The organism is Vibrio sp. SCSIO 43132, from assembly GCF_019904195.1.
Lineage (GTDB): Bacteria > Pseudomonadota > Gammaproteobacteria > Enterobacterales > Vibrionaceae > Vibrio > Vibrio nigripulchritudo.
Genome location: NZ_CP063199.1, coordinates 2,101,792 through 2,127,715 on the forward strand (window position 1 = coordinate 2,101,792; position 25,924 = coordinate 2,127,715).

General features: G+C 47.0%; 34 protein-coding genes. 21 read left to right on the plus strand and 13 right to left on the minus strand.

Annotated elements, in window-relative coordinates:
• Nucleotide 1 precedes the first annotated feature (1 nt).
• A complete protein-coding gene (locus INR79_RS09545; RefSeq protein ID WP_223093843.1) occupies nucleotides 2–916 on the minus strand; it encodes a helix-turn-helix domain-containing protein in 915 nt (304 codons plus the stop codon).
• A 228-nt stretch (nucleotides 917–1,144) separates the two neighbouring features.
• Between INR79_RS09545 and INR79_RS09550 the strand changes: the two genes are divergently transcribed.
• On the plus strand, nucleotides 1,145–2,500 hold the full coding sequence (locus tag INR79_RS09550; protein WP_223093845.1) for an alpha-glucosidase/alpha-galactosidase: 1,356 nt from the start codon (nucleotides 1,145–1,147) through the stop codon (nucleotides 2,498–2,500).
• A gap of 37 nt (nucleotides 2,501–2,537) precedes the next feature.
• Here the strand turns inward: INR79_RS09550 and ttcA are convergent, their stop codons facing one another.
• The 11 genes from ttcA to ccoN all read right to left on the minus strand — a co-directional run bounded on the left by ttcA (nucleotide 2,538) and on the right by ccoN (nucleotide 12,645).
• Nucleotides 2,538–3,467, minus strand: coding sequence for a tRNA 2-thiocytidine(32) synthetase TtcA (ttcA, locus tag INR79_RS09555; protein WP_004400327.1), 930 nt, complete (start codon nucleotides 3,465–3,467; stop codon nucleotides 2,538–2,540).
• Between the two features lie 166 nt (nucleotides 3,468–3,633).
• Nucleotides 3,634–4,575 (minus strand): universal stress protein UspE, encoded by a 942-nt coding sequence (gene uspE / locus INR79_RS09560; RefSeq protein WP_004400331.1) that lies wholly within the window; start codon nucleotides 4,573–4,575, stop codon nucleotides 3,634–3,636.
• A gap of 167 nt (nucleotides 4,576–4,742) precedes the next feature.
• Nucleotides 4,743–5,489: an FNR family transcription factor gene (locus INR79_RS09565; RefSeq protein WP_004400333.1), complete on the minus strand. Its 747-nt coding sequence runs from the start codon at nucleotides 5,487–5,489 to the stop codon at nucleotides 4,743–4,745.
• A gap of 99 nt (nucleotides 5,490–5,588) precedes the next feature.
• Entirely contained in the window at nucleotides 5,589–6,257 is a 669-nt protein-coding gene (locus tag INR79_RS09570) for a sulfite exporter TauE/SafE family protein (protein WP_223093847.1), read from the minus strand.
• An 8-nt stretch (nucleotides 6,258–6,265) separates the two neighbouring features.
• A complete protein-coding gene (gene ccoS / locus INR79_RS09575) occupies nucleotides 6,266–6,499 on the minus strand; it encodes a cbb3-type cytochrome oxidase assembly protein CcoS (protein ID WP_223093849.1) in 234 nt (77 codons plus the stop codon).
• Nucleotides 6,492–8,864 (minus strand): heavy metal translocating P-type ATPase, encoded by a 2,373-nt coding sequence (locus tag INR79_RS09580; RefSeq protein WP_223093851.1) that lies wholly within the window; start codon nucleotides 8,862–8,864, stop codon nucleotides 6,492–6,494. The genes ccoS and INR79_RS09580 overlap by 8 nt, the downstream gene beginning before the upstream one ends.
• Before the next feature lie 4 nt (nucleotides 8,865–8,868).
• A complete protein-coding gene (locus INR79_RS09585) occupies nucleotides 8,869–9,348 on the minus strand; it encodes a FixH family protein (RefSeq protein WP_223093853.1) in 480 nt (159 codons plus the stop codon).
• 79 nt (nucleotides 9,349–9,427) lie between these two features.
• Entirely contained in the window at nucleotides 9,428–10,402 is a 975-nt protein-coding gene (gene ccoP, locus INR79_RS09590) for a cytochrome-c oxidase, cbb3-type subunit III (RefSeq protein ID WP_022595105.1), read from the minus strand.
• Nucleotides 10,399–10,575 (minus strand): cbb3-type cytochrome oxidase subunit 3, encoded by a 177-nt coding sequence (locus INR79_RS09595; protein WP_004402107.1) that lies wholly within the window; start codon nucleotides 10,573–10,575, stop codon nucleotides 10,399–10,401. The genes ccoP and INR79_RS09595 overlap by 4 nt, the downstream gene beginning before the upstream one ends.
• 9 nt (nucleotides 10,576–10,584) lie before the next feature.
• Nucleotides 10,585–11,205, minus strand: a complete 621-nt coding sequence (gene ccoO, locus INR79_RS09600; RefSeq protein ID WP_004402113.1) for a cytochrome-c oxidase, cbb3-type subunit II — start codon at nucleotides 11,203–11,205, stop codon at nucleotides 10,585–10,587.
• 12 nt (nucleotides 11,206–11,217) lie between these two features.
• Entirely contained in the window at nucleotides 11,218–12,645 is a 1,428-nt protein-coding gene (gene ccoN / locus INR79_RS09605) for a cytochrome-c oxidase, cbb3-type subunit I (protein ID WP_022590816.1), read from the minus strand.
• Nucleotides 12,646–12,903: 258 nt separating this feature from the next.
• On the opposite strand from ccoN, the gene INR79_RS09610 reads away from it, so the two are divergent.
• From INR79_RS09610 to INR79_RS09625, 4 genes are all read left to right on the plus strand, one after another.
• A complete protein-coding gene (locus INR79_RS09610; protein ID WP_022550734.1) occupies nucleotides 12,904–13,263 on the plus strand; it encodes a hypothetical protein in 360 nt (119 codons plus the stop codon).
• A 102-nt stretch (nucleotides 13,264–13,365) separates the two neighbouring features.
• A complete protein-coding gene (locus INR79_RS09615) occupies nucleotides 13,366–14,565 on the plus strand; it encodes an FIST signal transduction protein (RefSeq protein WP_045964173.1) in 1,200 nt (399 codons plus the stop codon).
• Nucleotides 14,565–16,631: a PAS domain-containing hybrid sensor histidine kinase/response regulator gene (locus tag INR79_RS09620; protein WP_223093855.1), complete on the plus strand. Its 2,067-nt coding sequence runs from the start codon at nucleotides 14,565–14,567 to the stop codon at nucleotides 16,629–16,631. The genes INR79_RS09615 and INR79_RS09620 overlap by 1 nt, the downstream gene beginning before the upstream one ends.
• A 152-nt stretch (nucleotides 16,632–16,783) precedes the next feature.
• Nucleotides 16,784–17,479, plus strand: coding sequence for a transglycosylase SLT domain-containing protein (locus tag INR79_RS09625; RefSeq protein ID WP_410482878.1), 696 nt, complete (start codon nucleotides 16,784–16,786; stop codon nucleotides 17,477–17,479).
• A gap of 333 nt (nucleotides 17,480–17,812) precedes the next feature.
• On the opposite strand, the gene INR79_RS09630 is transcribed toward INR79_RS09625, so the two are convergent.
• Nucleotides 17,813–18,085 (minus strand): hypothetical protein, encoded by a 273-nt coding sequence (locus tag INR79_RS09630; protein WP_223093857.1) that lies wholly within the window; start codon nucleotides 18,083–18,085, stop codon nucleotides 17,813–17,815.
• A 397-nt stretch (nucleotides 18,086–18,482) separates the two neighbouring features.
• Here INR79_RS09630 and INR79_RS09635 point away from each other — a divergent pair, with 397 nt between their 5' ends.
• The 16 genes from INR79_RS09635 to INR79_RS09710 all read left to right on the plus strand — a co-directional run bounded on the left by INR79_RS09635 (nucleotide 18,483) and on the right by INR79_RS09710 (nucleotide 25,923).
• Nucleotides 18,483–18,704 carry a hypothetical protein gene (locus INR79_RS09635; protein ID WP_223093859.1) on the plus strand — a complete coding sequence of 74 codons (222 nt, stop codon included), beginning with the start codon at nucleotides 18,483–18,485 and terminating at the stop codon, nucleotides 18,702–18,704.
• Nucleotides 18,705–18,796: 92 nt separating this feature from the next.
• A complete protein-coding gene (locus INR79_RS09640; RefSeq protein WP_223093861.1) occupies nucleotides 18,797–19,408 on the plus strand; it encodes a hypothetical protein in 612 nt (203 codons plus the stop codon).
• 685 nt (nucleotides 19,409–20,093) lie between these two features.
• Nucleotides 20,094–20,402 carry a hypothetical protein gene (locus tag INR79_RS09645; RefSeq protein ID WP_223093863.1) on the plus strand — a complete coding sequence of 103 codons (309 nt, stop codon included), beginning with the start codon at nucleotides 20,094–20,096 and terminating at the stop codon, nucleotides 20,400–20,402.
• Nucleotides 20,399–20,623, plus strand: coding sequence for a helix-turn-helix domain-containing protein (locus tag INR79_RS09650; RefSeq protein ID WP_223093865.1), 225 nt, complete (start codon nucleotides 20,399–20,401; stop codon nucleotides 20,621–20,623). Before INR79_RS09645 ends, INR79_RS09650 begins: the two co-directional genes overlap by 4 nt.
• Complete coding sequence (locus tag INR79_RS09655; RefSeq protein ID WP_223093867.1) at nucleotides 20,616–20,993, plus strand: hypothetical protein; 378 nt, start codon at nucleotides 20,616–20,618, stop codon at nucleotides 20,991–20,993. The genes INR79_RS09650 and INR79_RS09655 overlap by 8 nt, the downstream gene beginning before the upstream one ends.
• Nucleotides 20,990–21,445 carry a hypothetical protein gene (locus INR79_RS09660; protein ID WP_223093869.1) on the plus strand — a complete coding sequence of 152 codons (456 nt, stop codon included), beginning with the start codon at nucleotides 20,990–20,992 and terminating at the stop codon, nucleotides 21,443–21,445. Before INR79_RS09655 ends, INR79_RS09660 begins: the two co-directional genes overlap by 4 nt.
• Nucleotides 21,445–21,936, plus strand: coding sequence for a hypothetical protein (locus INR79_RS09665; protein WP_223093871.1), 492 nt, complete (start codon nucleotides 21,445–21,447; stop codon nucleotides 21,934–21,936). The genes INR79_RS09660 and INR79_RS09665 overlap by 1 nt, the downstream gene beginning before the upstream one ends.
• Nucleotides 21,923–22,579: a type IV secretory system conjugative DNA transfer family protein gene (locus INR79_RS09670; RefSeq protein ID WP_223093873.1), complete on the plus strand. Its 657-nt coding sequence runs from the start codon at nucleotides 21,923–21,925 to the stop codon at nucleotides 22,577–22,579. The genes INR79_RS09665 and INR79_RS09670 overlap by 14 nt, the downstream gene beginning before the upstream one ends.
• Before the next feature lie 75 nt (nucleotides 22,580–22,654).
• Nucleotides 22,655–22,825, plus strand: a complete 171-nt coding sequence (locus tag INR79_RS09675) for a hypothetical protein (RefSeq protein WP_200767493.1) — start codon at nucleotides 22,655–22,657, stop codon at nucleotides 22,823–22,825.
• 9 nt (nucleotides 22,826–22,834) lie between these two features.
• Nucleotides 22,835–23,689, plus strand: coding sequence for a major capsid protein P2 (locus INR79_RS09680; protein ID WP_223093875.1), 855 nt, complete (start codon nucleotides 22,835–22,837; stop codon nucleotides 23,687–23,689).
• A gap of 9 nt (nucleotides 23,690–23,698) precedes the next feature.
• A complete protein-coding gene (locus tag INR79_RS09685; protein ID WP_200767257.1) occupies nucleotides 23,699–23,965 on the plus strand; it encodes a hypothetical protein in 267 nt (88 codons plus the stop codon).
• Between the two features lie 3 nt (nucleotides 23,966–23,968).
• The gene (locus INR79_RS09690; protein WP_223093877.1) at nucleotides 23,969–24,124 is read left to right on the plus strand and encodes a hypothetical protein; all 156 of its coding nucleotides are present in this window, start codon (nucleotides 23,969–23,971) and stop codon (nucleotides 24,122–24,124) included.
• Complete coding sequence (locus INR79_RS09695) at nucleotides 24,121–24,309, plus strand: hypothetical protein (RefSeq protein ID WP_223093879.1); 189 nt, start codon at nucleotides 24,121–24,123, stop codon at nucleotides 24,307–24,309. The genes INR79_RS09690 and INR79_RS09695 overlap by 4 nt, the downstream gene beginning before the upstream one ends.
• A complete protein-coding gene (locus INR79_RS09700) occupies nucleotides 24,306–24,728 on the plus strand; it encodes a hypothetical protein (RefSeq protein WP_223093881.1) in 423 nt (140 codons plus the stop codon). Before INR79_RS09695 ends, INR79_RS09700 begins: the two co-directional genes overlap by 4 nt.
• Nucleotides 24,712–25,197, plus strand: a complete 486-nt coding sequence (locus tag INR79_RS09705; RefSeq protein ID WP_200767253.1) for a chemotaxis protein — start codon at nucleotides 24,712–24,714, stop codon at nucleotides 25,195–25,197. The genes INR79_RS09700 and INR79_RS09705 overlap by 17 nt, the downstream gene beginning before the upstream one ends.
• On the plus strand, nucleotides 25,198–25,923 hold the full coding sequence (locus INR79_RS09710) for a hypothetical protein (RefSeq protein ID WP_223093883.1): 726 nt from the start codon (nucleotides 25,198–25,200) through the stop codon (nucleotides 25,921–25,923).
• Nucleotide 25,924: the final 1 nt, after the last annotated feature.

Consider the following 25,924-nt stretch of genomic DNA (forward strand, 5'->3'; position numbering starts at 1 on the left):
TTCAAGTTTCTGAACTGGAGTGCAGGCGTGATTCATTGATATTCCTTTTGCGAAAAGCCGCTGGCGATATCCCTTCGTGTTTCTGAAACACATCGTAAAATGCAGACAGAGACCCAAAACCACTGTCTAGCGCTATCGCCACTATCTTAGTATCCGATTCTGCTAGTAGCATTTTCGCATGATACAAGCGTAAATCGGTAAGATGTTCTTTAATGGTCTTACCGAGTAGCTTTTTAAACAAAGACATAGCGTACCCTTTGGATACACCTGCATTATCTGCCACTTCATCTAATCCTATTGGAACTGAGAAATGTTCACTCATAAAACGAAGCATCGCTTCAAAGTGGAGGATAGCTTTACCGCCAATCAGAGAGTTGGCATCTTGTATGTCTCTTCTCAAGATGGTCGACCAACCCTCGGTCGCAAGCCGTAACAACCTCGCTTCAACTTCCAGAGCGTGCAGTCTATGCCATGGACTTTCTGTACTATGTTCGTTTACCCATCGGTTAACTAAATTAAGGTCGATGTCATTATTTTCCCGGGCGCAAATTACCGAACCGCTGAGTAATGCACTTATAAAAGAGGAAGGCAGATTCCACTGAAGTAACTGAGAGAGGGAAATATAAACGTTGGTAATTTGTTTCGCTCCGTTCACGCTAAGCACCCTATGGGGGTTAGCTCCCCAGAAAAGAGTGAAAACGCCACCTTTTATGGTGACATCGTTTCCAGAAAACGAATACGTCATTTCGCCTTGGTGCAGATAGTTCATTTCGATAGAAGCATGGTGATGATAGTACGAAGGCTCGAACTGCCTCGGTTGAATGTCTTCAAACACGACACCACATTCTTTCGGGTAATCAGGGTCCTCTACACGATAGGTGCTGGAAAACTCATGAGAAGGTGTCGACTGTTTCATATCCGCCTTTATCAGTACTGCTCGTATGTGCCTACAACATTGTCAGCTTGAATGCTTTTTCACAAGTATAGATTCATTTTTCTGAAGAATTTTTGGCATTTCTAGAATTGCTCTTATTGCCTTTCTGGAAAGCTATAAGATTATTTAGGAAGAATATGTCCACTTCGTTGCCAATAATCTGAATTACCACCGTGAGATTAAGGTCAACAAACTCTAAGGACAATAAAAATGAAATCGTACCCCAAAATAGCTTTTATTGGCGCGGGATCTACCGTGTTTATGAAGAACATCGTTGGCGATGTACTCCAAAGAGAATCCCTTCAGGGCGCTCATGTGGCGTTGATGGATATTGATGAAGGTCGACTCAATGAGTCCCATATTGTCGCTCAAAAAATGGTGTCGACGTTGAAGTGTGAAGCGACACTTTCAACTCACCTCAACCAGAGAGAAGCACTGGAAGGCGCAGACTTTGTTATCGTCGCTTTTCAGATTGGGGGCTTTGAACCTTGTACCGTCACCGACTTTGAGATCCCCAAGAAGTTTGGACTTGAGCAAACCATTGCTGACACCTTAGGCATTGGTGGCATCATGCGTGGCTTGCGCACCGTTCCACATCTGTGGTCGGTTTGTGAAGATATGCTTGAAGTCTGTCCAGAGGCGTTGCTTCTTCAGTATGTAAACCCAATGGCAATCAATACTTGGGCGATTGCGAAGAAATACCCGCAGATCAAGCAGGTCGGTCTTTGCCATTCTGTGCAACACACTTCTGAGGGTTTAGCGTCTGATTTGCAAATACCAATCGAGAACATCCGATACCGCTGCGCCGGCATCAACCACATTGCGTTTTTTCTGAGCTTTGAAGAGCGTTTGGAAAATGGTGAGTACGCAGATTTGTATCCGAAGCTTCTTGAAGGCTATGAATCGGGCGTATACCCAAGACCAGAAAGCCAGGAGATGCCACGCTGCCAAAATATTGTGCGATACGAAATGCTGAAGCGCACAGGGTACTTTGTCACCGAAAGCTCTGAACACTTCGCGGAATACACGCCATGGTTTATCAAATCGGGTAGGGAAGATCTTATTGAAAAATTCGCCATTCCTTTAGATGAATACCCCAAACGATGTATTGAACAGATAGACAAATGGCACGAGCAATCTCAAAAACTCATGTCTGAAGACACTATCGAAGTTCACAAGAGCAACGAATATGCCTCGGCAATCATTAATGCGGCGTGGACCAATGAGCCAGAAGTGATTTACGGTAATGTTCCAAACAACGGCCTAATCGATTCGCTGCCGGAGGGCTGTGCCGTTGAAGTCCCATGTCTGGTTGATGCTATGGGTATTCAGCCAACCAAAGTAGGAAGTCTGCCACCACAACTTAACGCCATTATCCAGAGTAGCGTGAGTGTGCAGGCGTTGGTTGTGGAAGCTCTTATGACGGAAAACCCTGCACATATTTACCATGCCGCCATGATGGACCCGCATACCGGAGCGGAACTGGACCTTGAACAGATCTGGCAGTTGGTGGATGAACTGCGTCAGGCGCACGGAGACTGGTTGCCTGAATGGGCAAGAAAGTAAGAAATGAAAAGGGGCTCAACTGAGCCCCTTCTTTAAATCAGATGTTGGTTACATCCAACTGCAATTTCGGATCAAACTCTACCGCATCTTCGTCGGTAGTTTGAACTTGCGGCATCTCTTCTTTATCAAAGCCGATATCACCACCGTTAATGACACCTGAATCGCGGTTGATGGATTTGAAATCAAACAGTTCAAAGTCTGCAAGGTGGCTAGGAACCACGTTTTGCATCGCAGTAAACATGGTCTCAATTCGACCTGGGAACTGCTTATCCCAAGTGTTCAGCATTTGCTTCACATTCTGACGCTGCAAATTTGGCTGTGAGCCACACAAGTTACACGGAATGATTGGGTATTCACGCATATCAGCGTATTTGATGATGTCTTTTTCACGACAATAAGCCAGTGGACGAATTACCACGTGTTCGCCATTGTCTGAAACCAGTTTTGGTGGCATGCCTTTGATCTTTCCACCGTAGAACATGTTCAGGAACATGGTTTCAATGATGTCATCGCGATGGTGTCCTAGCGCGATTTTTGTTGCACCCAGTTCTTTTGCTGTGCGGTACAAAATACCACGGCGCAGACGAGAACAAAGCGAACAGGTGGTTTTGCCCTCTGGTACTTTGTCTTTAACAATAGAGTAGGTGTCTTCTTCTATGATTTTGTACTCGACACCCAAGCTTTCTAAATAGTCTGGCAAGATGTGCTCTGGGAAACCTGGCTGTTTCTGGTCAAGGTTTACTGCAACCAGCTCAAAGTTAATCGGCGCACTTTTTTGCAGGCTCATCAAGATATCCAACATGGTAAAACTGTCTTTACCACCAGATAGACACACCATAATGCGATCACCATCTTCAATCATGTTGAAGTCTTTGATGGCATTACCAGTGTTGCGGCGAATGCGTTTTTGCAACTTGTTAAAGTTGTACTGTTGAGCTTTGGTGCGCTCTTTACTTTGCTCAGTCATATCCAGCTTTTTCTGTTGTTATCTCGACAAGAAATTGAAGTGCGTATAATACGGATATCCGCGCTAGATGCCAGTGTTTTAAGGTGCGAAAGGCATAGCGAACTAAAAGTATAGAAACAAAACAGGCAAGCCAATGGCTTGCCTGTTTTATCTGAGAAGTAATTTGTTACTGATTAGGATCCAGCGGGCTGATGTAGCCCTTCGGTTTTAACGCCAGAACATCGCAATTAATCTTATCAATAACGTGTTCTGCCGTATTGCCAATAAAGACGGCTGACAAACCCGTTCGACCAGTCGTTCCCAGAATAACCAAACCCGCATCCAGTTCATCTACGATTTTGGGAATCACTTCCTCTGGCAGACCTTGCTCAACTCGGGTATTGCTCTCATCAATTCCGTGTTTCTGCCTTAATGCTTTCATTGCCGTAAGGTGATGACCACGTACCGCGTCGCTGTATGTAGTTGGATCAAACTCAGGCAGTTCTATGGTAATGTTCGCTGGCGTAACTGGGTAAGCATTAACAAGTACATACTGAGCGTTCAAGCGACCGCTAATGTCTTGCAGTTGCTCAACCATTGCATCGTTCAGGTCTTGGTGGGTCGGGTTTTCAGATGAAACGTGGACAGACGCCATAACATTACCGTTTACAGGCCAATCGTGGTTCTTCACTAAAAGCACGGGGCAGGGGCACTTGCGTAAGATATGCCAGTCGGTTGGAGTAAAGATCACCGACTCCAATACGTCATGTTTACGAGTCGCCTTGACTACGATTTCATGCTCACCTGCGAACACTTCGCCGATGATCGCTTCATAAGGGCGATTATGCCAAACCACCTTGATGTCCAGTTTAACGGACTCATTGAGGTAAGGTTCAGCCACTTCTTCCATCCAGGCTTCGCGCTGCTGAATAACGCCACGTCTCATTGCGTCTCTCTCGTCTACGGAAAGCATGGAAGTCATTTCATAGGAGAAATCGTAAATCGATAAGAAGAACGTGATGTGGCTTTCAGAACGACTACTTTCACTCAGCTGAATCGCCCGGGCCAGTGCTGGCTGCTGATCGCTATTAACATCAGCAACAACGAGGATCTTATTGTAAATACTCATAACAGCTCCTTAGAAACCAAAAGGTTAGAGGCATGGTTTAAGTTAACTGTAGCTTAGTAGAGCAGAAAAATTTAGGAAAACAGAGATTATTAGAAGAGAAATATGAAGTGGCTCAGAACTGAGCCACTTCATGGAACCGAGGTTCAACAATTAGGATTGAGAGTTGGTTATTCAGCAGAAACGCCTGCTAATTCTTGCAGTGCGTCGTGATCAAGAATAGTGATGTACTTGCCTTTAACACTCAGCATTTCAGCTTTTTGGAAGCGACCTAATAAACGGCTGATGGTCTCAACTGTCAGACCAAGATAGTTACCAATATCGCCACGCGTCATGGTAAGACGGAACTCGCGTGGGCTGAATCCACGTTGAGAGAAACGAGTAGAAAGGTTATACAAAAATGCAGCCAGTCTCTCTTCAGCGTTCTTCTTGGATAGCAGCAGGATCATTTCCTGATCGCCTTTGATTTCATTACTCATCAGACGCATGATCTGCTGACGTAACTTAGGCATTTTACCAGCAAGGTCGTCGAGGGTTTCGTATGGAATCTCACAAACCATTGAGGTTTCTAGCGCTTGTGCGAAGCTCGGGTGAGAGTCGTCAGTAATGGCGTCAAAGCCGACTAAATCACCTGCCAGGTGGAAAGCAGTAATTTGTTCGTCGCCTTGTTCTGTGATGGTGTAGCTTTTGATAGTGCCGGAGCGGATAGCATACAGTGATTTAAGTTCATCACCGGCTTTAAAGATTTCCTGACCTTTCTGGATAGGTTTCTTTCGCTCAATGATTTCGTCTAATTGGTCAAGCTCAGATTCATTGAGAGTGAAAGGAATACAAAGTTGGCTAATACTACAATCTTGGCAGTGAATGGCACATCCACCGGACTGAACTCTTTTTGTTGCTGGCTTATCTGAAATCATAACTTCCAAACGCTATTTTGATATACATCAATATTTTAACACTTCCTAATACTAAAGGGTAGTGAAAAAAGATTTATCGAAACAAAGGGATGTGACAATTTATGAAAGTAACGTGAACGCATCGTAACCAGTGTATAACCCATAAGCAATCAGTATGATTGCGCCACACTGTCGGAACGTTTCATTTCTTTGCCACTTCTGAAATTTCACCGCGCTCATGCCGACTAAAAGCATGGCGGGTAAGGTGCCAAGCCCGAATGAAAACATAATTACGGCACCATCAAGTGCACTGCCAGATACCGCTGCCCAGGTGAGGGTTGAATAAACTAACCCACAAGGCAGCCACCCCCAGACAAATCCGAATGGCAGTGCGTGAAGCGGGGATCTCAGTGGTAATAGCTTCTGACCAACAGGGGATACGAACTTCCATATGCCTTGCCCCAGTTTTTCGACCGCCAGCAAACCCTGCCACCACTTGGCAATGTATAAACCCAGTAAAACCATAAACACAGCCGACACCAAACGCAGGTATGTGAGGGCGAGATTAAAGTCTGAAAACTGTGCGATAGACGACACCGCGCCACCAATCACCGCACCAGTTACGGCATAGGAGGATAGACGACCAAGGTTATAAAATAAGGTGATAAAAAGAGTACGAGTTGAATTCGGGTTACCTACTGCAACTGCGGAAGCGATGCCACCACACATTCCCATGCAGTGACCAGCCCCTAAAATACCGATGATCAGTGCCCCTAACCAATCAGCCATAAGTACCGTTACTCTTTACTACTTTGAGCATTGCTATTTTGATCATTTCTATTTTGCTCAATGTGGCTTCGAGCATTTTTGTCTTCCGGCTTGTCATTCGTTTCATCTTCATCAAACAAAATGCTGTGTCCCTGACGCTCCAGATCTTCAAATTGCTCGCTTTTTACCGCCCACAAGAAAACGGCAACTGCCAGGCAGACAAGAACAATCGCAATCGGGATCAATATATAAAGACTAGCCATTTTCTTTGAGCAACCTGAGTGAGTTAGTAACAACAATGATGGAACTGGCAGACATGCCGACGACGGCAATATAAGGAGCAACTAAGCCCGCGACTGCCAAGGGCAAAATCAATAAGTTGTATCCTAGCGACCACGCAAGATTTTCTCTAATAATTTTGCGTGTTTTGAGGGCGAGTGAACGTGCTTCAATCAATTTATCCAGTTTGTCACCTAATAACACCATATCGGCGGACGACTTAGCCACATCCGCACCTCCACCCATTGCTACAGAAAGGTGTGCACCAGCAAGTGTAGGGGCATCGTTAATCCCATCACCTATCATTAGGGATACTTCGTTGTCACCAAGTGTTGACAGGAACGCAAGCTTATCTTCCGGTGTCGCACCAGCAACCACAGATTCAATGCCAATTTCTTCAGCAACAAGTTTTGCATTTGCCATCGAGTCGCCAGTCAGCAGCGTGGTTTTAATACCAGCTTCAGCAAGTTTTGAAACCAGTGTCTTGCTTTGCTTACGAATAGGGTCGTGATAGTAGAAAGTGGCAACGTGCTGATTGTCTAGAGAGAGATAGACGCAAGGCTGTGAGGCATTCACTTCTTCACCGAGTACAAACGCAGCACTACCTATTTTGCAGGATGCACCTTGATACTCACCGACAATGCCGAAGCCAATTCGGTTTTCAACATTAGTCACTTCAACGCCTTCTTCGACAAAGGTCTTGAACGCTTTGGCAATCGGATGATTGGCGTGCCGCTCCAGTGAGGCAGCGATAGCAAGGCACTCGTGTTCAGTGAGTTTCTCACTCGCCACTTCGGTTCTATCTATCTGAATGTTGCCTTCGGTGAGTGTTCCCGTTTTGTCCACAACCAAATGGTTAACTTTGCATAAGGTTTCGAACACGTGACCTTTGCGAAGAAGAATACCAAGGTTACCCATCCGGGAAGTTGCGCAGGTTATCGCTGTTGGTGTTGCAAGTGAAAGCGCACAAGGGCAGGTCGCAACTAACACGGCAAGCATAATCCAGAACGCATCATCGGGTTTGGTCTGATGCCAGTATGCCCAAGTGCCTGCCGCAATGATCAAAATGGCTGCCACAAAGTAGCGGGCAACCACATCCGCAATTTCTGCAATTTTAGGTTTGGACATTTGCGCTTCATCCTGAAGGCGCACGATGTTGGAGATCATCGAGTTGGCTTTACTGGTGTTCACTTCCAAGTCGAAAGACTCTTCACCGTTTAACGTCCCGGCAAAGACCATATCACCTTGCTTTTTCACAACAGGAATGGACTCGCCTGTCAGCATGGATTCATCAATATGGACACGACCATTCAGAATAACGCCATCTGCGGGAATATGTTCGCCGGGTAATACTCTAACCTGATCACCAATCTTCAGACTTTTTACTGGCAGCTGTGAACCATCCAGCTTGGTCGCCATAGACGGAATCAGTTTTAGCAGGTTTGCGCTGGCAGCAGCCGCTTTTCTTCGGGCGCGCATCTCCAGAAATCTCCCTAATAGAAGGAAGAAAGTGAACATGGTAATGGATTCGAAAAAGACTTCACCTTGCTCAGTAACCGTTGCGACTAGGCTGGCGATATAGGCAAAGATAAGCGCAAGCGATACAGGTACGTCCATACCCAGAGTTCGTCCTTTCAGACTGCGCCAGGCATTCATGTAAAAAGGCAGGGCAGAGTAGAGCAGAACAGGGGTGGCAAAGATAAGGCTCACAACGCGGAAGTACTGTTTGAACTCGGCATCCAAATCCCCGAACACTTCAAGGTAAAGTGCGACAGCAAGCATCATTACCTGCATGGTGGCTAAACCTGCGATCCCCAAGCGGTAAAGGTATTGCTTCATCGCTCGATGGTAACTGGCTTCCTGTTGATCCGCTTCGAATGGTGCCGCTTTGTATCCTAACTGGTGTACAGTCGACAGCAAGTCGCTCAGTTTTGCTTTGGATTTATCCCATGCCAGTATGGCTCGGTTGGTGGTTGTGTTCACACGAATCGACAACACGCCTTGCTGATTTACCAGCTGTTTTTCAATCAGCCAGGCGCAGGCAGCACAAGACACCCCTTCGAGTGACAATGTCACTTCAGACTGATGTTCTGACTGACGCACAAACTCAGACTGTACTTCCTCATTGTCATAATGAATCAGGTTTCTGAGTTGCTCTGGAACTAAATCGGCTTTTTCCGCAGGGGCAGTTCGGTACTGGTAATAAGAAACCAAACCGCTATCAACGATGGTTTGGGCGACGGATTCACAACCGGGGCAGCACATATCGCGCTCTTCCCCTAAAATTTCGACTTTAAACTCAGTGTTGGCTGGTACATCTTCACCACAGTGGTAACACTCTTTTGTCATCGATTCAGTTACCTAGTTGCGTCGGAGTCTGGGAAGGGAACGTGACTTTGCCCTGAATGAGCCACTCTTTGTTGTGAGGTTCAACTTCTACAAACCAGGGACCCTGAATTTCGTTATCGAGGCTAAAACCATACTGACCACGACCATTGGCAGATAAGGTTTGAGAAAAGTCTCTGTCGGCCAGAGTACGGTGAGAAAATGTCACAATAAGTGCAGGGAAATGATCCAGTTCCCCTTTGTTAAAGTCCACAATGATTCGGTCACTGCTGGTTGAGACGCTTGCGGTTAACCCTAAATCTTTTGCTACATTCTGTTTCGAGATATCGATATTGATACCTTTTCCTTTTTTATAGTAATCCTCGGCAACCAGAGACACAGAGTTTTTAGAAAAAATACCAAGCGTGACGAAACTTGCCACAACAACGGTAGCTGGAAGCGCGATCAGGAACCACGGCCAAAACTGTTTATACCAAGGCTTTACCATAGAAAAATTCTCAACAACGGAATATAGATTTAACTTAAAGAAAAGACAGCCCCATGAAAAGGGGCTGTATAGATATGTACTATTTGTCTGAGTTAGTCAGGCTCCAGACATAAGCAGAAACAAGCTGAACTTTGTCTTCGCCCAGAATGTCTTTCCAAGCTGGCATCACACCCTGACGACCGTACATAACCGTCTCAGTGATGTCGGCACGTGTATCACCGAACAACCATATCTGGTCAGTCAGATCAGGAGCACCAAACGCTGGGTTACCTTTACCATCTGTACCATGACACGCTGCACATGCTGCAAAGCGCGCTTTACCTGCCGCGGCTTCACGTGCATTCACTTTACGACCAGATAAGCTCAAGGTGTAGGTGACAACTTCACGTACGCCTTGTTCGCCGAACGATTCGCCCCATGCTGGCATCGCACCGATACGACCATTCATTACCGTATTAACGATAGCCTGAGGTTCACCGCCGTATAGCCACGCATTGTCAGCCAGGTTAGGGAAACCTTTCTGACCACGAGCATCCGACCCGTGACACTGCGAACAGTTCTGCAGGAACAAACGCTGACCAACCTTAATCGCTTCTTCATTTTTAGCGATTTCAGGAATGTCGTTCAGTTCACCCGCTTCGTTGTATGCTAGTTTGCGGAACGCTTCACCAAAATAGGTATCTGCATCGTCCAGCTCTTTAGCGTATTGATCCAGTCGCTTGTCTTTTTGCGCTTGCGCAATTCGATCACGAGATTGCTGGATCGTTGTTACAGTTTGGTCGGAACTCTGCCAACCCAGAAAACCTTTGAAGTTACCTAAACCCGGAAACAAAGCCAGATAAATAACAGCAAACACAAAGGTGCTTACAAACAGATACGTCCACCACTTTGGAAGAGGGTTGTTCAGTTCGCGAATACCATCGTATTCGTGCCCCATATCAACACCATCTTCCACGCCCATTTTGTCCTTTACACACCAGTATAGTAGGGCAGCACAACCCAGCAACGTACCTACGGTAATAACAATTACCCAGAGACTCCAAAACGTATTCATTCTTTGGTCACTCCTTCGTCACTTTCAGAGGGTTTCTGCTCGTCGGCAAACACCAGGTTTGCATCTTCTTCAAAACGTTCTTTGCGGCTTTTACCGTAAGCCCACCAAACCACGCCTAAAAAGCTAACGAACAACACTATGGTCCATATACTATGAATAGTACCGATATCCATAATTCCCCCTTACTTCATCGCATGACCAAGAGATTGAAGATAAGCAATGATGGCATCCATCTCTGTTTTACCTTCTACGTCTTGTTTTGCATTTGCGATTTGATCGTCGGTGTAAGGAACGCCAAATTGATCACGGAAGACAGTCATCTTCTTCTGAGTCAGCTTGCCATCTAATACGTTTTCTTCCAGCCAAGGGAAGCCTGGCATGTTGGACTCAGGTACCAACTCGCGAGGGTCGATCAAGTGAACGCGGTGCCACTCATCGGAGTAACGACCACCCACACGTGCCAAATCAGGTCCAGTACGTTTGGAACCCCACAAGAATGGGTGTTCCCAAACACTTTCACCAGCAATGGAGTAGTGACCGTAACGCTCAGTTTCAGCACGGAACGGACGAATCATCTGGCTGTGACAAACGTTACACCCTTCACGGATGTAGATATCACGACCTTCCATTTCTAACGCACTGTATGGGCGAAGATTCTGAACAGGCTTTGTTGTCTGATCTTGGAAAATCAACGGAGTAATCTCTACCAACGCACCCAGACTGATTGCGAAGACAATCAAGATGGCCATCAGACCAACGTTCTTCTCAACAATCTCGTGGCGGTTATTTGAATTCGAACTCATTAGTCAATCTCCTTATGCCGGTTGCGCTACAGCTTTTAAGCTGTCTTTAGGGGCAGTGATTGTCTTATAAGCGTTGTATGCCATTAAGAACATACCAGCCAGGAAGATGAAACCACCAAGGAAACGAACAAAGTAGAACGGGTAAGATTGCTCTACAGATTCAACGAAGCTGTAAGTTAGCGTACCGTCGGAGTTAACCGCACGCCACATCAGACCTTGCATTACACCGGAGATCCACATTGCGACGATGTATAGAACCGTACCAATAGTTGCCAACCAGAAGTGCGTGTTGATCAGGCTAACCGAGTACATACGCTCCTGACCGAACAGTTTCGGAATCAGGTGGTAAACCGAACCGATAGAAACCATCGCAACCCAGCCAAGTGCGCCAGAGTGTACGTGACCGATTGTCCAATCGGTGTAGTGAGACAGCGCGTTGACCGTCTTAATAGACATCATAGGACCTTCGAACGTCGACATGCCGTAGAAAGACAGCGAAACGATCAGGAATCGAAGGATAGGGTCATGGCGAAGTTTATGCCACGCGCCTGACAGAGTCATAATACCGTTGATCATGCCACCCCAGGATGGAGCAAACAGAACAAGAGACATCACCATACCCAAAGACTGAGTCCAGTCGGGTAGTGCTGTGTAATGTAGGTGGTGAGGACCAGCCCAGATGTAAAGAGAAATCAGTGCCCAAAAATGAACGATAGACAAACGGTAAGAATAAACTGGTCGTTCAGCTTGCTTTGGAACGAAGTAATACATCATGCCAAGGAAACCTGCGGTAAGAAGGAAACCTACGGCGTTGTGACCGTACCACCACTGTACCATCGCATCGACGGCACCGGAGTAAATAGAATAAGATTTACCCATTGCAACTGGAATGGCCATACTGTTCACGATATGAAGAACCGCGACAGTAATAATAAAGGCACCGAAGAACCAGTTTGCTACGTAAATATGAGAGGTCTTTCGCTTGATTAAAGTACCGAAGAATACGACGGCATAGGCAACCCAAACAAGGGCGATTGCGATATCGATAGGCCACTCAAGCTCTGCATATTCTTTACCCGAGGTATAACCCAAAGGCAGAGTAATTGCAGCGGCTAAGATAATTGCCTGCCATCCCCAGAAGGTAAAGGCGACAAGAGGACCACCGAATAAACGAGTTTGACACGTACGCTGCACAACGTAATAGGACGTTGCAAAAAGGGCGCTAGTACCAAACGCAAAAATAACCGCATTAGTATGGAGGGGACGTAAGCGACTGTACGTCAACCACGGCGTATCAAAGTTAAGCTGTGGCCAGACTAATTGAGCGGCGATCAAAACACCAACTGCCATTCCGACAATTCCCCAGAGTATGGTAACTAAGGTAAACTGCCGAACGACCGTATAGTTGTAGTTTTGTTCTAGCTGCTTTTCTTGGCTCATTTGCATGCTTCCAAATTTTTATTAACTACACTTTTGCTTCCAACACGACATTTGTCGTAATGCCACCAAATCGGTCGAGGAATTGTCGTTTTTTCATACTGTTAATTCCTTTTAACGATTTTAATAAAAAGCGGCATTTTCAATGTGCCACTATACTGGAACTAACATATCAATGACAGGAAATTAACCTCACTTATACTCCGGTCATTCAACTAATTGTTAAAAATTTGAAGTTTGTTACATAGAGGAAAAACTTAAATGCCCGCACAGAAATTAACACCAGCCCGACTCACTCAAATTGTCGTCATGTTATTGATTTTAATAGCAGCATTTACGTGGCGCACACTTGATCAAGATCAAGGAAACATTATCAATTGTGTGGTTAAGACATGCCAATTTTCACTAAACAAGCAACCATTCGAAATACGCGTTACCGAACATGACATCTATATTGTAGGTGACTCTGATAAGTTTCGCGTATCTGTTAATAACAATATAGTTAGTGCGGATAAAAATAATTCAAACTGGTTAATTTCCAAACAACAAAAATATGATCACATTTTGATAACAAATAAAGAAAACGGGGATTATGTGAAGGTCATTCATAAAGAAAAATAGCGCTCTCATATTATTGAGCAATTGGTAATAAATAGATGCGGTGAACCGTTTATTCCTGTATAAAACAAAATAGAATTAGTTACTTGTTTCATACCGTAAAAAATGAAGTTGATATCCGCGTTTTCCCATTGCTCTGATGAGTCTGAAGCTGTAATTGATCTGAGTTCGCAAATTCCTGACGATATCAACCCATCTCTCATTCTTTGCTACTTCACTGAAGAATACTCCGCCAAAGCACTTAAAAATCAACTGACTCAACAGTTTCCGGATACCCCGATTCAAGGGTGTACATCCTGCCGTGGCATTTTGACAGAAAAGGGGTTCCATAGAGGACCCGTTGTCGGGCTTATGATACTTGCCGACTCTCAGAGTACTTCAGCTTATGGAACGGGGATAAGCGACGGCTGCCTGACCTCAGCTGCGCAAAACACCAAAAAGGTATTGAGAGAAGCCATTCAGAACAGCGGAAGAGTTGGCGAACTGCCAAGCCTTATTATTGTGCATGCCACCCCAGGGTTTGAAGAACCAGTTATCGACGCCATCTACCAAGAGTTTGGTACTCTGGTGCCTCTCATTGGTGGCAGCGCCGCCGATCATTCGCTTGAAGGCAAATGGCACGTATTCACCGAGCAAGCCACATCTCAGGAAGGGATATCCATTTCGGTGTTGTTTCCTTCGTCGCCTTGCGAAACCGGGTTCCACACAGGCTATTCCACAACAGGTGTCAGCGGAGAAGTCACGAAAGTAGGGCACCGCTCCATACTTGAAATAGACCACAAACCCGCACTAGACGTTTATCAGACATGGTGCCAGTCGCTTGGCAATCACATTGTCGATGAACAAAGCCTGTTTGCCACCACCAACTTATTTCCATTAGGAAGAATCGTTGGCAGCATCGATTATCAGCCGATCTACAAATTGTCTCATCCAGTGAAAACTTCCAGCAATGGGGAAGGGATAGAGCTGTTTACAGAAATCGCAGAAGGCGAACGTGTCCACCTCATGACGGGGTCCAAAGAACGACTCATCAGCCGGGCTGGCAAAGTCATTCAATTAACTAATGACGCCTGTATCGATATGGGCGAACCGTTAGGTGCCATCAACATATTCTGCGCGGGATCCATGCTTCACATAGAAAGTGCAATGAATACAGTGTGCGAACAGGTACACAGTGCACTTAAGAATCAACCTTTTATCTGCCCATTCACGTATGGCGAACAGGGTAGGTTTGAAAACGGTATAAATGCGCACGGCAACCTTATGGTGTCCTCCGTTGTGTTTCATCAAAGTAAGAGAGTCTAATGAACGCTTTTGATAAAGAGCAGCTCCAAGAAGCCCTTTTTGAATTACAAAAAAGCAAAGAAAAAGAACAAAAACTGCTTGATGAAAACAGAGCGATCCTTGCCTCTCTCTCATCGATGACGGGGGCAAGTAACAAACACCAGATATTTAATGGTCTGCTTACCGTTCTGCGCAAATACATCAATTTTGAAGATGCCATCGTACTTTCCCGCAGCCCAGGGGAAACTGCTTTTCAGACTCTGCTGAGCACCAACAAAGTATTCCGCGACCAGGAATGGCAACAGGACGACAAACTCGACCGCGCTATTCTGGGCGAAAGCATCATCATCTACCAGCCCGAATCTCTGCTGCAATTCAGCCATTTCAACTCCATCCTGCAAGATCAGGTCAAATCTCTACTGATGACAGGCGTAGAGTCAGAAGCCAGTCAGTCGGTGATTCTGTTCATTGGCAACCGCAAGGGGCAGTTCTCCGTTGCCTGTAAGGATATTCTCGCCAGACTGATACCGCTTATTGAACGGGCTGTTATTGATATCGACTACAAAGAGAAATTGCAGTCTTTGGTCGCAACCCGAACCAGTGAACTCAGACAAAACCGGGAACGATTCCGAGACTTCGCCAACAGTGTAGGGGATTGTCTGTGGGAGACCAACAGTAGTTACCGCGTCACTTACATCTCCGATATTTCACCTATTAAAGTGGATTATCACGGTCAGTGTATTCAAGCCATGCTGGGCAACATTCCAGAGCTTGAAAAGCTCAATGCGGCAATGGAATCTCGTCAACCGATACGCGATTTAGAATGGTGCTACAACCAAGAAGAAGGGATTTGGCTAAGCATAAGCGGCGCTCCTCTTTACGATTTAGAAGGTGAGTTCTTTGGTTACCGTGGCACGGTAAAAGACATCTCTCAGAGTAAGCAGCGTTACCTTGAGCTACAGCGTGCAAGAATGGAAGCGGAAAAAGCCAATCAGGCAAAATCCCAATTCCTTGCAATGATGAGCCATGAAATCCGAACGCCCCTGAATGCGATTCTTGGGCTGATTGATGTTCAGCTTTCCAAGTGCACTAACAAAAACAATACCGAAGTCTTAAGAATGATGGAGTCATCTGCTGAGCTTCTGCTTGCCATTATCAGTGATGTACTCGATCTGTCAAAAATAGAGTCGGGCAGCTTTGAACTGGATACAAAGAACGTCAATTTACGTGACATTGTCACAGGAAACTTACAGCATTATCAGTCACTTGCTAACGATAAAAATCTACAGCTCTCTCTGAATCTAGCAGAAGACATTCCGAAAGAAATCCACACCGATTCGACCAGATTGTCGCAGATTCTGTTTAATCTGGTTGGCAATGCCGTGAAGTTTACAGAGTCGGGAGAGATCAACGTTGATGTTCGCACACAGGGCAATCAATCGTTGGTGATACAGGTCTCCGATACTGGTATTGGCATGGATGATTCCGTACTAGAGAAGCTGTTTAAACCATTTGTCCAAGCCGATGGTTCGATAACCCGAAAATACGGTGGCACAGGGCTAGGGCTTGCAATATCTAAGCAGCTTGCCAGATTACTAGGCGGTGATATCACGGTAAACAGCACCCGCCACCAAGGCAGCAAGTTCACCGTAACCTTACCGATAATCGGCTCCAAAAATGATGTAGGAAAAAACGCTCGCAACAGCGACGTTATCCATTCTCAGAACAAACTGAACATTCTTGTTGCAGAAGACAGCCCAGCAAACCAGATGGTGATAAAACTGATGCTGTCTAACCTTGGTCACAACGTCCACATTGTGCCTAATGGCGTCGCAGCCGTTGAGTATGTCGAGAAAAACCAGAACAACCTGGACGTGATATTTATGGACATCTCGATGCCAGAAATGGACGGACTGGCTGCCACCAAAGTACTTCGCAAACAAGGGGTAACGCTACCTATCATTGCGCTAACCGCACACGCGATGAATACCGACAAAGACCAATGTCTTGCGGCAGGCATGGACAGATTTGTCGCCAAACCAATCAGGGCAAAAGACATACAGGAAATCTTAAAAGCCTATTGCTAAACGACAATATTTGCGTTTAGTTACAAGCCTTAGCCTTTGCTTACAACGCACAGTGATTCATTTCACGCTTTTGTACTCAACACCCAAGGTTGATATCAAAAGCCAATCAAATGAATTACTGTTCTGCTGTGTTTTCCAAGTAAGGTTGTATCGTGAAAGCCATTTCCAAGTTATTGTACAAACTATTAAAAGTTAAAAAGCTTCAACGCAAAATAGACAAGTTCTTTTCCTTTCCCAAGCGAATCCAATCGAAAGTTCAAAAATTCTTAAAAGTCATCCCATTTACATCAAGCCGTTCAAATAGCAGAAAGCCACCGGTATCAAAAACTTATCGCGCATCAGGAAAGCTCGCCTGGGGAGAGAAAGTTTCACCTGAATTTCGAGTCAAAGTCGAAGAGATAAGTAAGCGCATTAATATCGATCCTAACTTCCTAATGGCTTGTATGGCATTCGAAACAGCAGAAACATTCAGCCCAGCCATTAAAAATGGAGCGGGCAGTGGAGCTACCGGTTTGATTCAGTTTATGCCTGCGACAGCAAAAGGATTGGGAACATGCACAAAAAAGTTGGCTAGAATGAATGCTATAGACCAACTTGACTATGTCGAAGCTTATTTCAAACCGTACCGTAGTAGGATGCGCTCACTGGAAGATGTGTACATGGCGATTCTTTATCCCGCAGCGATCGGAAAGCCGGCGTCTCACGTGTTATTCAAGAAAGGAACGATAGCTTATCGCCAGAACGCTGGGCTCGACCGCAAAAAGTTAGGGAAGATAACCATAGCAGACGCTTCATATCAGGTCAGAACCAAGCTAGAAAAAGGACTTCAATCAAACTTATGTTGCTAGAGCAAAGCTACGTGCGCGTGATAAGAGTTTAATGTACAAGCCAACGGCACGAAGCAAAGTTGAAGTTGTAGATGCAAGAGCCCAAATGAACTAAAGCTAATAGTCATTTACTTAATCTCTGATTAAAGAAATGACTATTAGGTATTTTATGGTAAATAGGATTATTGTTAAATTGCATGGCTTTTGAAGGGAAAGGGAGAGCTGAATGTATCAGAATCGACGTAGATTGATGCCTTATTTAACATAATATACATAATGCGCACTGAGAACACCAAAAAAGAAAGCTAATAACTCAATTAAATCAAATGATTAGCTTTGCTTTCTAGTTGATACCTAAGCGGCATCAAACTTCTCTAATATCTTTTCTAGCTTTTCTATTGCTCGCTGGTTCTTAGACCTTTCAGCAATAATCGCTAGGACAACCAAATCTACATCTAAACCTAGTGACTGAGCTATCTCTGCGGCAAGTTCATCACTCATTGTGCCGCCATTTCTCCATTTATGAACTGCATTGTGGGAAATGTCTAAGTATTTGGCTACCTGGTTGTCGCTAGGTAATTGTTTTTCAACACGTAATCGGTTTAAAAGCTCTAGCGTCGTTATCATGTTTTCTCCCTCCGATCGCTAGCATAGACCAGTCTCTACGTTGTAGCCAATCGGTTGAAATCATTAAGTTGATGTTTTTAAATGCGGATGTCGAAACCGAGATGGTCTGATATCTATCAAATCGCTCCTTTCTCTGCCTGACATGGTGAGATATGAACGGCAGTTTAAGGAGCACCCGACTGATAGATGAATGAAACTACGGTGAGACCGGGTAAAAATTTGTTAGAACACAATAAGTTGAAATGCTATCAACTTGTTCATGAATTACGCATGAACAAGGTATTACATTCCAACGCTCTGTCCTCGTTGGCTCTAACAGATTTCTTTTAAATACAACACTCAGACAAGTCTAGCAGGCTTATAAGCCTTTGACTTACGATTTTTAAAAGGAAACGTCATGGCTGCACCAACCAAACCCAATTTCGAACCCGCCAAGCTCATTGGTTCACCTAAGGTGCTCCTGAGTAAAGACGGCGAATATACCTTTGATAAAGACGGAAACGAAGTTCTAGTGTCCACGCTTCACTGGGCAGACCATCGCAACGACTTACCAAACTTGAATGCATGTAAAGCCGCTATTGTAGCTAAGCAAGCAATTCTAGACATGATGTTGGCTTAGGGGAAGCGAGATGGAATCACCAAAAGTAACCGAATTAATCGCCGCCGATTCGCCACCGATAGTGGCTTCTTTTTAACGTCAGGAATAAGAACTTGGAACAACAGGTTACTCAATCAAAACAACGCAAAGACCGCCCGCTGGCGTGTCTGAATCGCGTTATTCTTGAGAAAATAGCCGAGTGCCCTTCCAGCTCCGCCGCGTTCCTGACTTCCAACGGGCGCGGTATGCGCAAATCTTTCGTTCAGGACATCGCCAAGGTCATGACCCTTCTGGTTGAGGAAATGTGTTACACCTCTAACAAGATTGGTATCGCGACCAAAGACGGCTTTGCGCTTCGTACGTGGGGATTTGTGGCAGAGAAAACCAACCTGCCCCTGTGGCGCGTTAAGCAGTGCATCAAGTTTGCGTTTGCCAAAGGTTGGATCAGCTCTAAGCAACCTCGCGAACGTTATACAGGCAAAAACAACCAGACCAAATGGCGCGGTCTGGCTTCCATCAAGCGCATTGAGGAAGCTTACTTTATCGACCTAGGTATTCTTGAGCAGTATCAGGAAGCCAAGAAAGCGTCTAAAGAGTGGCTGAAACTGCTGGCAAGACGCCTGCAACGCCCTATCAAGTACATTCAAACCCCAATCACCCTACTTGCCAGACGCCGCAAAGAAGCAGCAGAGCGCGAGCCAGAGCCCGAACCGATACCCGTCTAGGTCTGAGTGACCGACAAAAACAAAGAAACCGCCTTAGTGGCGGTTTTCGTGTTTTCTATGATTCAAGAAGCAAATAAAAATTGAATCATGATTAGTCTCACGCTACCACCATACAATTCAAAAATCAATACAAACCAAAACATGACAGGGTGACAGTTGCGAGTATTCACAGGATGCGCGGTCATTATTCACTCAATCTGTGGATAAGCCTCTGTATATCCATTTCTAACTACTCCTAGTTGTCACTATTAGTTGATAGTCCTAATAAGTAGCCAACATAGTCTTCGACTAGAACGATGGTATTAATAGAAATAAAGAACTTATATCCTTATCCCCTGAAAATCGGGGATAAGATGATGAAGCGGAGCTTCTTGCTCGCAAGCGAGCTGGCTCCTTAGCCACGCGGTAAGAATTGTCATATTCCCTCCCCTACAACTAACGCTGACGAGACTCAAGACGTGATATGTTCAGGTTCAAAGACAATAAGCTTTCACGCACTCAGGGCGTGTACAGGTCGTTTCTATCGCTTCGCGATGGCTTAGCAAGAAAAGGGGTTGAAATTGAAGAGTTTACTAAATACAACATATAGATATGCAATCATTTGCAATCGATTACTTACTATTGGTAATATTTAGCTGATAGATAAAGAAAGTCCGGTTTCCTAGCTTCTAGTTAAGGAAACAACATGAAAAAAACTGTCCAAAGGATTGCTGATTATGCTCAAGGGGTTGAGCAATATTCGCCGTCTGATATCAAAGTACCATCCTTTATCCCAAAAGGCTTTATAGACCAACTCACCAAACCGTTCACCCAGGTGCGAAACTGGGCGAAAGCCGTTACCGATTTTTGCGTCGAGTCCAGTGACAACCAGGACGAAGCCAGCCGCGCAATCAGTAAACTCGAAACCGAAGTCCAAGACCTGGAGCAGCGTTTGGCTCAACTTGAGCAAACCTGCGTCGATAAACTCCGCGATTTTGTGGAGGCGAACCAATGAAAACGCCTAACTGTAAGCACCCTATCACCGCTTCGCTTATTACCGAAGCTCGCGCCGAAACGGGGCTCACTCAAGCTGAATTTCTAAAACAGCATGGCATCAACGTGACTCAAGCCACATTGTCGCGCTGGGAAACAGGTGAAATCCAAGTGCCTTTGGCAGTTCTGATTGAGCTGAACCTGGTGAAACCCATCAAACCAGGGAAAGCCAGTCATGATTAAAAACCAGCAGCTTACGATCATATTGAAGCGCCTGATTGAGATGTCGTCACAGGTGTATACAACCCCTAAGCAGCACGCGCAAATCATGATGAAAGCGTTAGAGCAAGCGATTGCTGAAATCCGGTTCTATGACATCACCTGCGGCGAACTTGTATCAACGTTTGAAGACTTCAAAGGTGAGTACACCAATCGCCAGTTTCTCAGTCAGGTGATAGGGAAAGACCTGGTTAATGAGCATTCAAGCGACTTGAGAAGCTTACTGCAAACGTTTCAGCAATTTGACTGTGATTGGGATAAGACCGTTAGACACCTCAAGATAAAAGCGGCGATAAAGCAATGTGTTAGCGAAATTCAGGGGACATGGCTATGACGGTAAGTAATAAGAATCCGATTTTGGGCTATATCGCCTGCCCTGATTGCTTAACCCCAAAATCCATTCGCCAGGGAACGGGTAAACGCAAAGCGTATTACGTCGGCCGGTGCGAATGCGGGACAGACAACCGCACCGCTACAGTCCCACAGCAACTCATGAGCCAGTACAAACCGCTCGAAGAAGTGGAAGCCGAGCTGGCAATGATGCGCGCCAGGCTTGACCAGGACAAACCCAAAGAGAGCGATAGCTTATCGACTGCGGATGATTCACCAAAAGGTGAACCAACCGATACCAAACCGTTGGCAAATGATAAGCCAAAAGATGAGCAAAACAGCGAGCCACCCAAAGAAGAAAGCAAGCTATTAGTGACCACGCTCTGCGTGGGCATTGGCAGTGTATTGGGATGGGCAGTAGGCAAGACAATTACAGTAATCAGGGCGGCAGCATAATGAGCGTAGTAGACACAGAATTAATGGATCAGGTGATTGACGAACACGAAGCGGTGGATACCCACAGCACCGATGAGGAGCTAGCGCTAATCCAGGCAATGGGCGCCGAAGACGACGAGTTTAACCCCGATGCGGCGGTCAGTGCAGCGGCGTCACCTCCCCCAACCAAAGCGCAGCAAATCGAAGCCCTGGAAGAAGACGCCGCCATGTTGGTGGGCGGCGCGGAGTATCTGATTCAGCAAGCGGTACACCCTGCTTTGAGTTTTGGGGAGCCCCACTCCGCAGCACTGGCAAAAGCTACGGCGCCAATTCTGCACAAATACGGCGGTGAGCTCCCTCCCTGGTTAAAGCCTTACAAAGAGGAGCTGGGGTTTGTGGTGGCACTGGCAACGGCTGGCGGCTCAATGTTCTTCCAGTACCGCGCCATTAAGCAGGCAGAAGAAGCCGCCAAGGTCAAAGAGAGCAAGGAAGAAAACCATGAGACCGATTAACGCCAACAATGCGTTAGACAATCACCATGTCTACGTGTGTGGCATGTCCGGTTGTGGCAAGACCTCAGCCGCTAAGAAGCTCTTTATCAAATCGTCTGACCAGGTGGCGATTTTTGACCCGCTTGGCGACTACCACGGCGAGCTGTGCAACCGTGTGGTACGCGGTTACACCAAGCTGCGCGACTTTGCGGCGGCGCTGATAGCCGGACGTAAGACCAATAAGAGCTTTAAGATTGCGTATCAGCCCACTCATGAAACCACGCCGGAAGATTTTGATCGCTTCTGTCGTGTGGTCTGGGGCGTGGGCAATGGTAAGCGAAAGCCCTTGAAAATCATCTGTGAAGAAGTCGCCGAGCACAGCTTAAACGCAGGCAAGGCAACGGGGTATCACGGCAAAATACTGCGCCTGGGCCGTAAGTTCAATCTGCACAGCATCAACATGTTTCAGCGGGGTCAGGAGGTGTCCAAGACCATCATAGACAACTGCCATTTTGCTTGCATCATGATGCAAAAGACGGTCAAAAGCGCCATCTATCTGGAGAACATGACGGGCATTTTAGCCACTGACATCAATCAGCTGAGCAAACTGGAGTATCTCCTGCAGGAAGGAAAGCCCTATAAGCCAGGCAAAATACGATGGTAGATGTGAACCAAAGCCCACTTATTACGAACCCTTAGCTAATCCCTATTAGGAATGATTCGCCAAGGTTAGGCAAAGATGAAACCGCCCTATTTCTGGGCGGTTTTTTATTTCACTAATCAGGACATCATTTTTATGAAAGTAACACCGAAAAACATTGCGATTGTGGGCGTTGTGGCGCTGGTCGTTTCCGTGGGCGTGGTTTGGGCATCCAACAACGTTGACGCCGTTGAAGACACCATTGGTTAAGGGGTGACTATGGAAATTCTAACTACGCAGTTCGCTCCTCGCCCTAAAGAGCTCGACCCGATTGAAGGCGTTGGCTGGGGTAATCGTGCCTCTTTGCGCATGGTTGCCGGCCCTACCTATCACTCCATTGAGTTGATCACCAACATCACCAACCCCGCCGACATTGAGCGCGTGGAAGTGGCGCTCAATGGCTCAGCGAAATACAGCATATCAGGCGAATCCCTGGTGAAGCTCCAGGCACACCGCAAGAACTTTGCTGAGTCTGGTCGCTACATCATTTCATTTGGTGATCCGACTCTGCGCACCAAAGTCGGCGTCCGTCAGACTGACCTGGTCACTCTGCCTGGCGAAGTGTGGTTTGTTTACATTCAGCTTAAACAAAAAGCCGCTGACGCCAACGGAAATCTGCCAGCGGCGCCAGTGATGCGCGCTCGTGCTCACGTGCTGCCCTCACAATCCATCCGTTACTACATGCCTCGCCTGTATGAAATGACCTGGTTTGCGTCGGCGTCCGGTCGTACCCCGTTCGACTTTGCCGAGCGCAGCCCGGAATACTGGCTCAAGCGCATTCACTTCCTGAGCGACACCATTGATCGCGTTCGTGTGCTGCGTGACAACCTGGAAGAGCTGAACGTAACCAAAGAAGATAACGCGTTTGACCTGGCGCAGGCCAAGAAAGAGCAAAACGCCGGATGGTTCAGCCTGGACTTTATCCGCTATGGGTTTGGCTCGGATGGCATGCTCAACACTGCGGCGCAGTCCCAGCTCGCGTTTGAGCTCGACAAAAGTGCCATTGGCTCAGTTCCTGTCGTGGTCGAGTCGGTTCAGCAAGTCACGCCACTGCCAACCAAAGCCAAGAGCTAAGGAGGCGCCATGCTAGATGATTGGGGCGAATCCCTGGCAGGACTGACCGACTCCGTGATAAGCGGCGGCGAAAAGTTTGTTCATGCCTGGTTCGAAAATGAAGCCGACAAGGTGAAAAGCGCCGCTCCAGAGGAGCAGCGCCCTCACTACGTGCCTGCGCAGCAGCCCAACGGTCAGCCGATTGTTTACAAACAGACTTTGCCCATCAATACCACACACATCCTGTTGGGTGTGTTGGTGGTTGGCGGGATTGTCTATCTCGCAAAACGGGGGTGAGTCATGCCATTGATTGTATTGCTTCCCCTGGCGGCGGGTGGTGTCGGTTTCGGGGCGGGTCTGTGGACAGGCTCCGGCGCCGGAAAGCTCGTAAAACTCGGCGTGATGGGCGGCGGGGCTTACCTGGCCTATCGCGTGGCTAAGGAGGTGACCGCATGATACCTCCATTTACTAACAGCGGCGCCATGCCAATGGATTTAAGTGGCGGTCCAAGCGCTGCGAAAAGCTCCAACAGTATTGGCGGCGCGTCACAGGGCGCTATCAACATGGGGGGTAAGGCGTCAGCCCTGCCCTGGATTTTGTTGATCCTTGCTCTGTTTTACATAGGAGTGAAAAAGAAATGAAGTTCACTCTCATCAAACCAAACCGCGCCGACATTGAGGCGCAGTTTGAACACCTGCGACCCGCGTTTGGCGGGCTCTCCGATGCCAATGTAGAATTTGAGCACACCACTCGCCTGGTCAGGGAGAAACGCGCCTGCTTCTACCACCTTGAGGGCGATGGTGTCTCACTGCGCTTTGTGGGTGAAGCCCAGCAAGACGGCAGCTATTACGTGTCGGCGCTGTGTGGTCAGGGTTTAGAGAAAGGTTTGCCCGTTTTTATCGATACGGTGAAAGGCCAGGGTTACGCCAGACTGAAAGGTCAGGCTATCCGCCCAGGCATCATCAAAATCTATAAGAAAATCGGATTCTCCGAAGTCGTCGAAGACGGCATCACTCATCTGACGCTAGAGCTGGGAGGTGAGCATGGGCGGACGTTCTAGCAGCAGTAACACCACCAACACCGAACAGACCAACGGTCAGAACGCCATCCAGGGTGACAACCTGGGCGTGGCGGTTTCTGGGGTCAGTAATTCCAACATCAATGTGACGGCCACCGACCACGGCGCCATTCAGGCCGCCAAAGACTTGGGAGAAATGGCCATCAATGGCAACACGGAAGTGACCACCGCCGCCATTGATATGGGGGAAAACGTTGCCGAAGGCGCGATGGAGCTCAGCCTGGAAACGTCTGAAATGCTCAGCGATGCTCACAGTGAAAACCTGCAATACATTGCTGGGCTGGCGGGCAATCAGGCGGCGCAAAACAGCGAAAACCTCAAAATGATGGGTCAACTCATCTCTAAGAAGATGGACGGCGGCGCAGAGACGCGCACTAAGTACATCATCTGGGGTCTGGGTCTGGTTGTCGGTGCGGTTGTCCTGGTCACCGTTGCAAAGGAGATCAATTAAGTGAGTCTCAAACAAACCTTAGCGCCCCGTCAGCGGGCGCAATTTCAAGCGATTGGCGAATTTCTGTATGTGGCAAATTGCCCAGGAGAAGTCTCGATTGAAACTCAGCGCGGTAACTACCGTTTGCGCCGTGGCGCCCAGATTCTGGATAAAGCGCTGGGCGGTCTGATAACCGTTGAGAACCTGGGCGAGCACGGCCTGATTGAAATCGAAGTGGGCATGGGTCGCTATGTGCCGCCCGCCGATGGGCAAGAAGTGATTGTGGGGCAAATGCCGCCCATGGTCATGGCGCCAAATCAAAGCGTAGCCGTAAGTGGTCTGCCCAAAATTGAGCTAGAGAACGGGCAGCAAATTGACATCCGTTCCCTACCCGCCATTGAGCTGGCTAACGGGCAGCAGTTGGTCATTGCCAGTCTGCCGGCCGTTGAGCTGGCGCCAGGGCAAAAAGTAGGGATGGCCGGTGATGTCATGGTGCGCACTAAGCAGACGTTCACCGTGCGCCAGCGTACCAGCTCCAGCTACGCCACGGGCAAGCATGCCCTCCCTTATACCATCCCTGCCAAAAAGCGCGGGCGCATTACGGTGAAAGCCCCCAAAGCCAACACCGGAGCCATTCATCTGGGTGACTTTGAGCTGGATGCTGGGGAATCCATCGAACTCTTTGTGGAAAGTGCCATAGCCGTCACTGGCGCAGCGACCGACCACGTTCAATTTCTGGAGTACTAAT

Excerpts from the sequence above, each read along its gene's own strand:
- INR79_RS09585 (WP_223093853.1), bottom strand. The coding sequence starts at position 9,348 with ATGGTAAAGCCTTGGTATAAACAGTTTTGGCCGTGGTTCCTGATCGCG.
- INR79_RS09650 (WP_223093865.1), top strand. The coding sequence starts at position 20,399 with ATGAAAACGCCTAACTGTAAGCACCCTATCACCGCTTCGCTTATTACC.
- INR79_RS09545 (WP_223093843.1), bottom strand. The coding sequence starts at position 916 with ATGAAACAGTCGACACCTTCTCATGAGTTTTCCAGCACCTATCGTGTA.
- INR79_RS09630 (WP_223093857.1), bottom strand. The coding sequence starts at position 18,085 with ATGATAACGACGCTAGAGCTTTTAAACCGATTACGTGTTGAAAAACAA.
- INR79_RS09700 (WP_223093881.1), top strand. The coding sequence starts at position 24,306 with ATGAAGTTCACTCTCATCAAACCAAACCGCGCCGACATTGAGGCGCAG.
- INR79_RS09695 (WP_223093879.1), top strand. The coding sequence starts at position 24,121 with ATGATACCTCCATTTACTAACAGCGGCGCCATGCCAATGGATTTAAGT.
- INR79_RS09635 (WP_223093859.1), top strand. The coding sequence starts at position 18,483 with ATGGCTGCACCAACCAAACCCAATTTCGAACCCGCCAAGCTCATTGGT.
- ccoN (WP_022590816.1), bottom strand. The coding sequence starts at position 12,645 with ATGAGCCAAGAAAAGCAGCTAGAACAAAACTACAACTATACGGTCGTT.
- INR79_RS09680 (WP_223093875.1), top strand. The coding sequence starts at position 22,835 with ATGGAAATTCTAACTACGCAGTTCGCTCCTCGCCCTAAAGAGCTCGAC.
- INR79_RS09690 (WP_223093877.1), top strand. The coding sequence starts at position 23,969 with ATGCCATTGATTGTATTGCTTCCCCTGGCGGCGGGTGGTGTCGGTTTC.
- INR79_RS09580 (WP_223093851.1), bottom strand. The coding sequence starts at position 8,864 with ATGACAAAAGAGTGTTACCACTGTGGTGAAGATGTACCAGCCAACACT.
- uspE (WP_004400331.1), bottom strand. The coding sequence starts at position 4,575 with ATGAGTATTTACAATAAGATCCTCGTTGTTGCTGATGTTAATAGCGAT.
- ccoS (WP_223093849.1), bottom strand. The coding sequence starts at position 6,499 with ATGGCTAGTCTTTATATATTGATCCCGATTGCGATTGTTCTTGTCTGC.
- INR79_RS09655 (WP_223093867.1), top strand. The coding sequence starts at position 20,616 with ATGATTAAAAACCAGCAGCTTACGATCATATTGAAGCGCCTGATTGAG.
- INR79_RS09550 (WP_223093845.1), top strand. The coding sequence starts at position 1,145 with ATGAAATCGTACCCCAAAATAGCTTTTATTGGCGCGGGATCTACCGTG.
- INR79_RS09570 (WP_223093847.1), bottom strand. The coding sequence starts at position 6,257 with ATGGCTGATTGGTTAGGGGCACTGATCATCGGTATTTTAGGGGCTGGT.
- ccoP (WP_022595105.1), bottom strand. The coding sequence starts at position 10,402 with ATGAATACGTTTTGGAGTCTCTGGGTAATTGTTATTACCGTAGGTACG.
- INR79_RS09620 (WP_223093855.1), top strand. The coding sequence starts at position 14,565 with ATGAACGCTTTTGATAAAGAGCAGCTCCAAGAAGCCCTTTTTGAATTA.
- INR79_RS09565 (WP_004400333.1), bottom strand. The coding sequence starts at position 5,489 with ATGATTTCAGATAAGCCAGCAACAAAAAGAGTTCAGTCCGGTGGATGT.
- INR79_RS09595 (WP_004402107.1), bottom strand. The coding sequence starts at position 10,575 with ATGGATATCGGTACTATTCATAGTATATGGACCATAGTGTTGTTCGTT.
- INR79_RS09610 (WP_022550734.1), top strand. The coding sequence starts at position 12,904 with ATGCCCGCACAGAAATTAACACCAGCCCGACTCACTCAAATTGTCGTC.
- INR79_RS09660 (WP_223093869.1), top strand. The coding sequence starts at position 20,990 with ATGACGGTAAGTAATAAGAATCCGATTTTGGGCTATATCGCCTGCCCT.
- INR79_RS09665 (WP_223093871.1), top strand. The coding sequence starts at position 21,445 with ATGAGCGTAGTAGACACAGAATTAATGGATCAGGTGATTGACGAACAC.
- INR79_RS09645 (WP_223093863.1), top strand. The coding sequence starts at position 20,094 with ATGAAAAAAACTGTCCAAAGGATTGCTGATTATGCTCAAGGGGTTGAG.
- INR79_RS09670 (WP_223093873.1), top strand. The coding sequence starts at position 21,923 with ATGAGACCGATTAACGCCAACAATGCGTTAGACAATCACCATGTCTAC.
- INR79_RS09675 (WP_200767493.1), top strand. The coding sequence starts at position 22,655 with ATGAAACCGCCCTATTTCTGGGCGGTTTTTTATTTCACTAATCAGGAC.
- ttcA (WP_004400327.1), bottom strand. The coding sequence starts at position 3,467 with ATGACTGAGCAAAGTAAAGAGCGCACCAAAGCTCAACAGTACAACTTT.
- INR79_RS09705 (WP_200767253.1), top strand. The coding sequence starts at position 24,712 with ATGGGCGGACGTTCTAGCAGCAGTAACACCACCAACACCGAACAGACC.
- INR79_RS09685 (WP_200767257.1), top strand. The coding sequence starts at position 23,699 with ATGCTAGATGATTGGGGCGAATCCCTGGCAGGACTGACCGACTCCGTG.
- ccoO (WP_004402113.1), bottom strand. The coding sequence starts at position 11,205 with ATGAGTTCGAATTCAAATAACCGCCACGAGATTGTTGAGAAGAACGTT.
- INR79_RS09615 (WP_045964173.1), top strand. The coding sequence starts at position 13,366 with ATGAAGTTGATATCCGCGTTTTCCCATTGCTCTGATGAGTCTGAAGCT.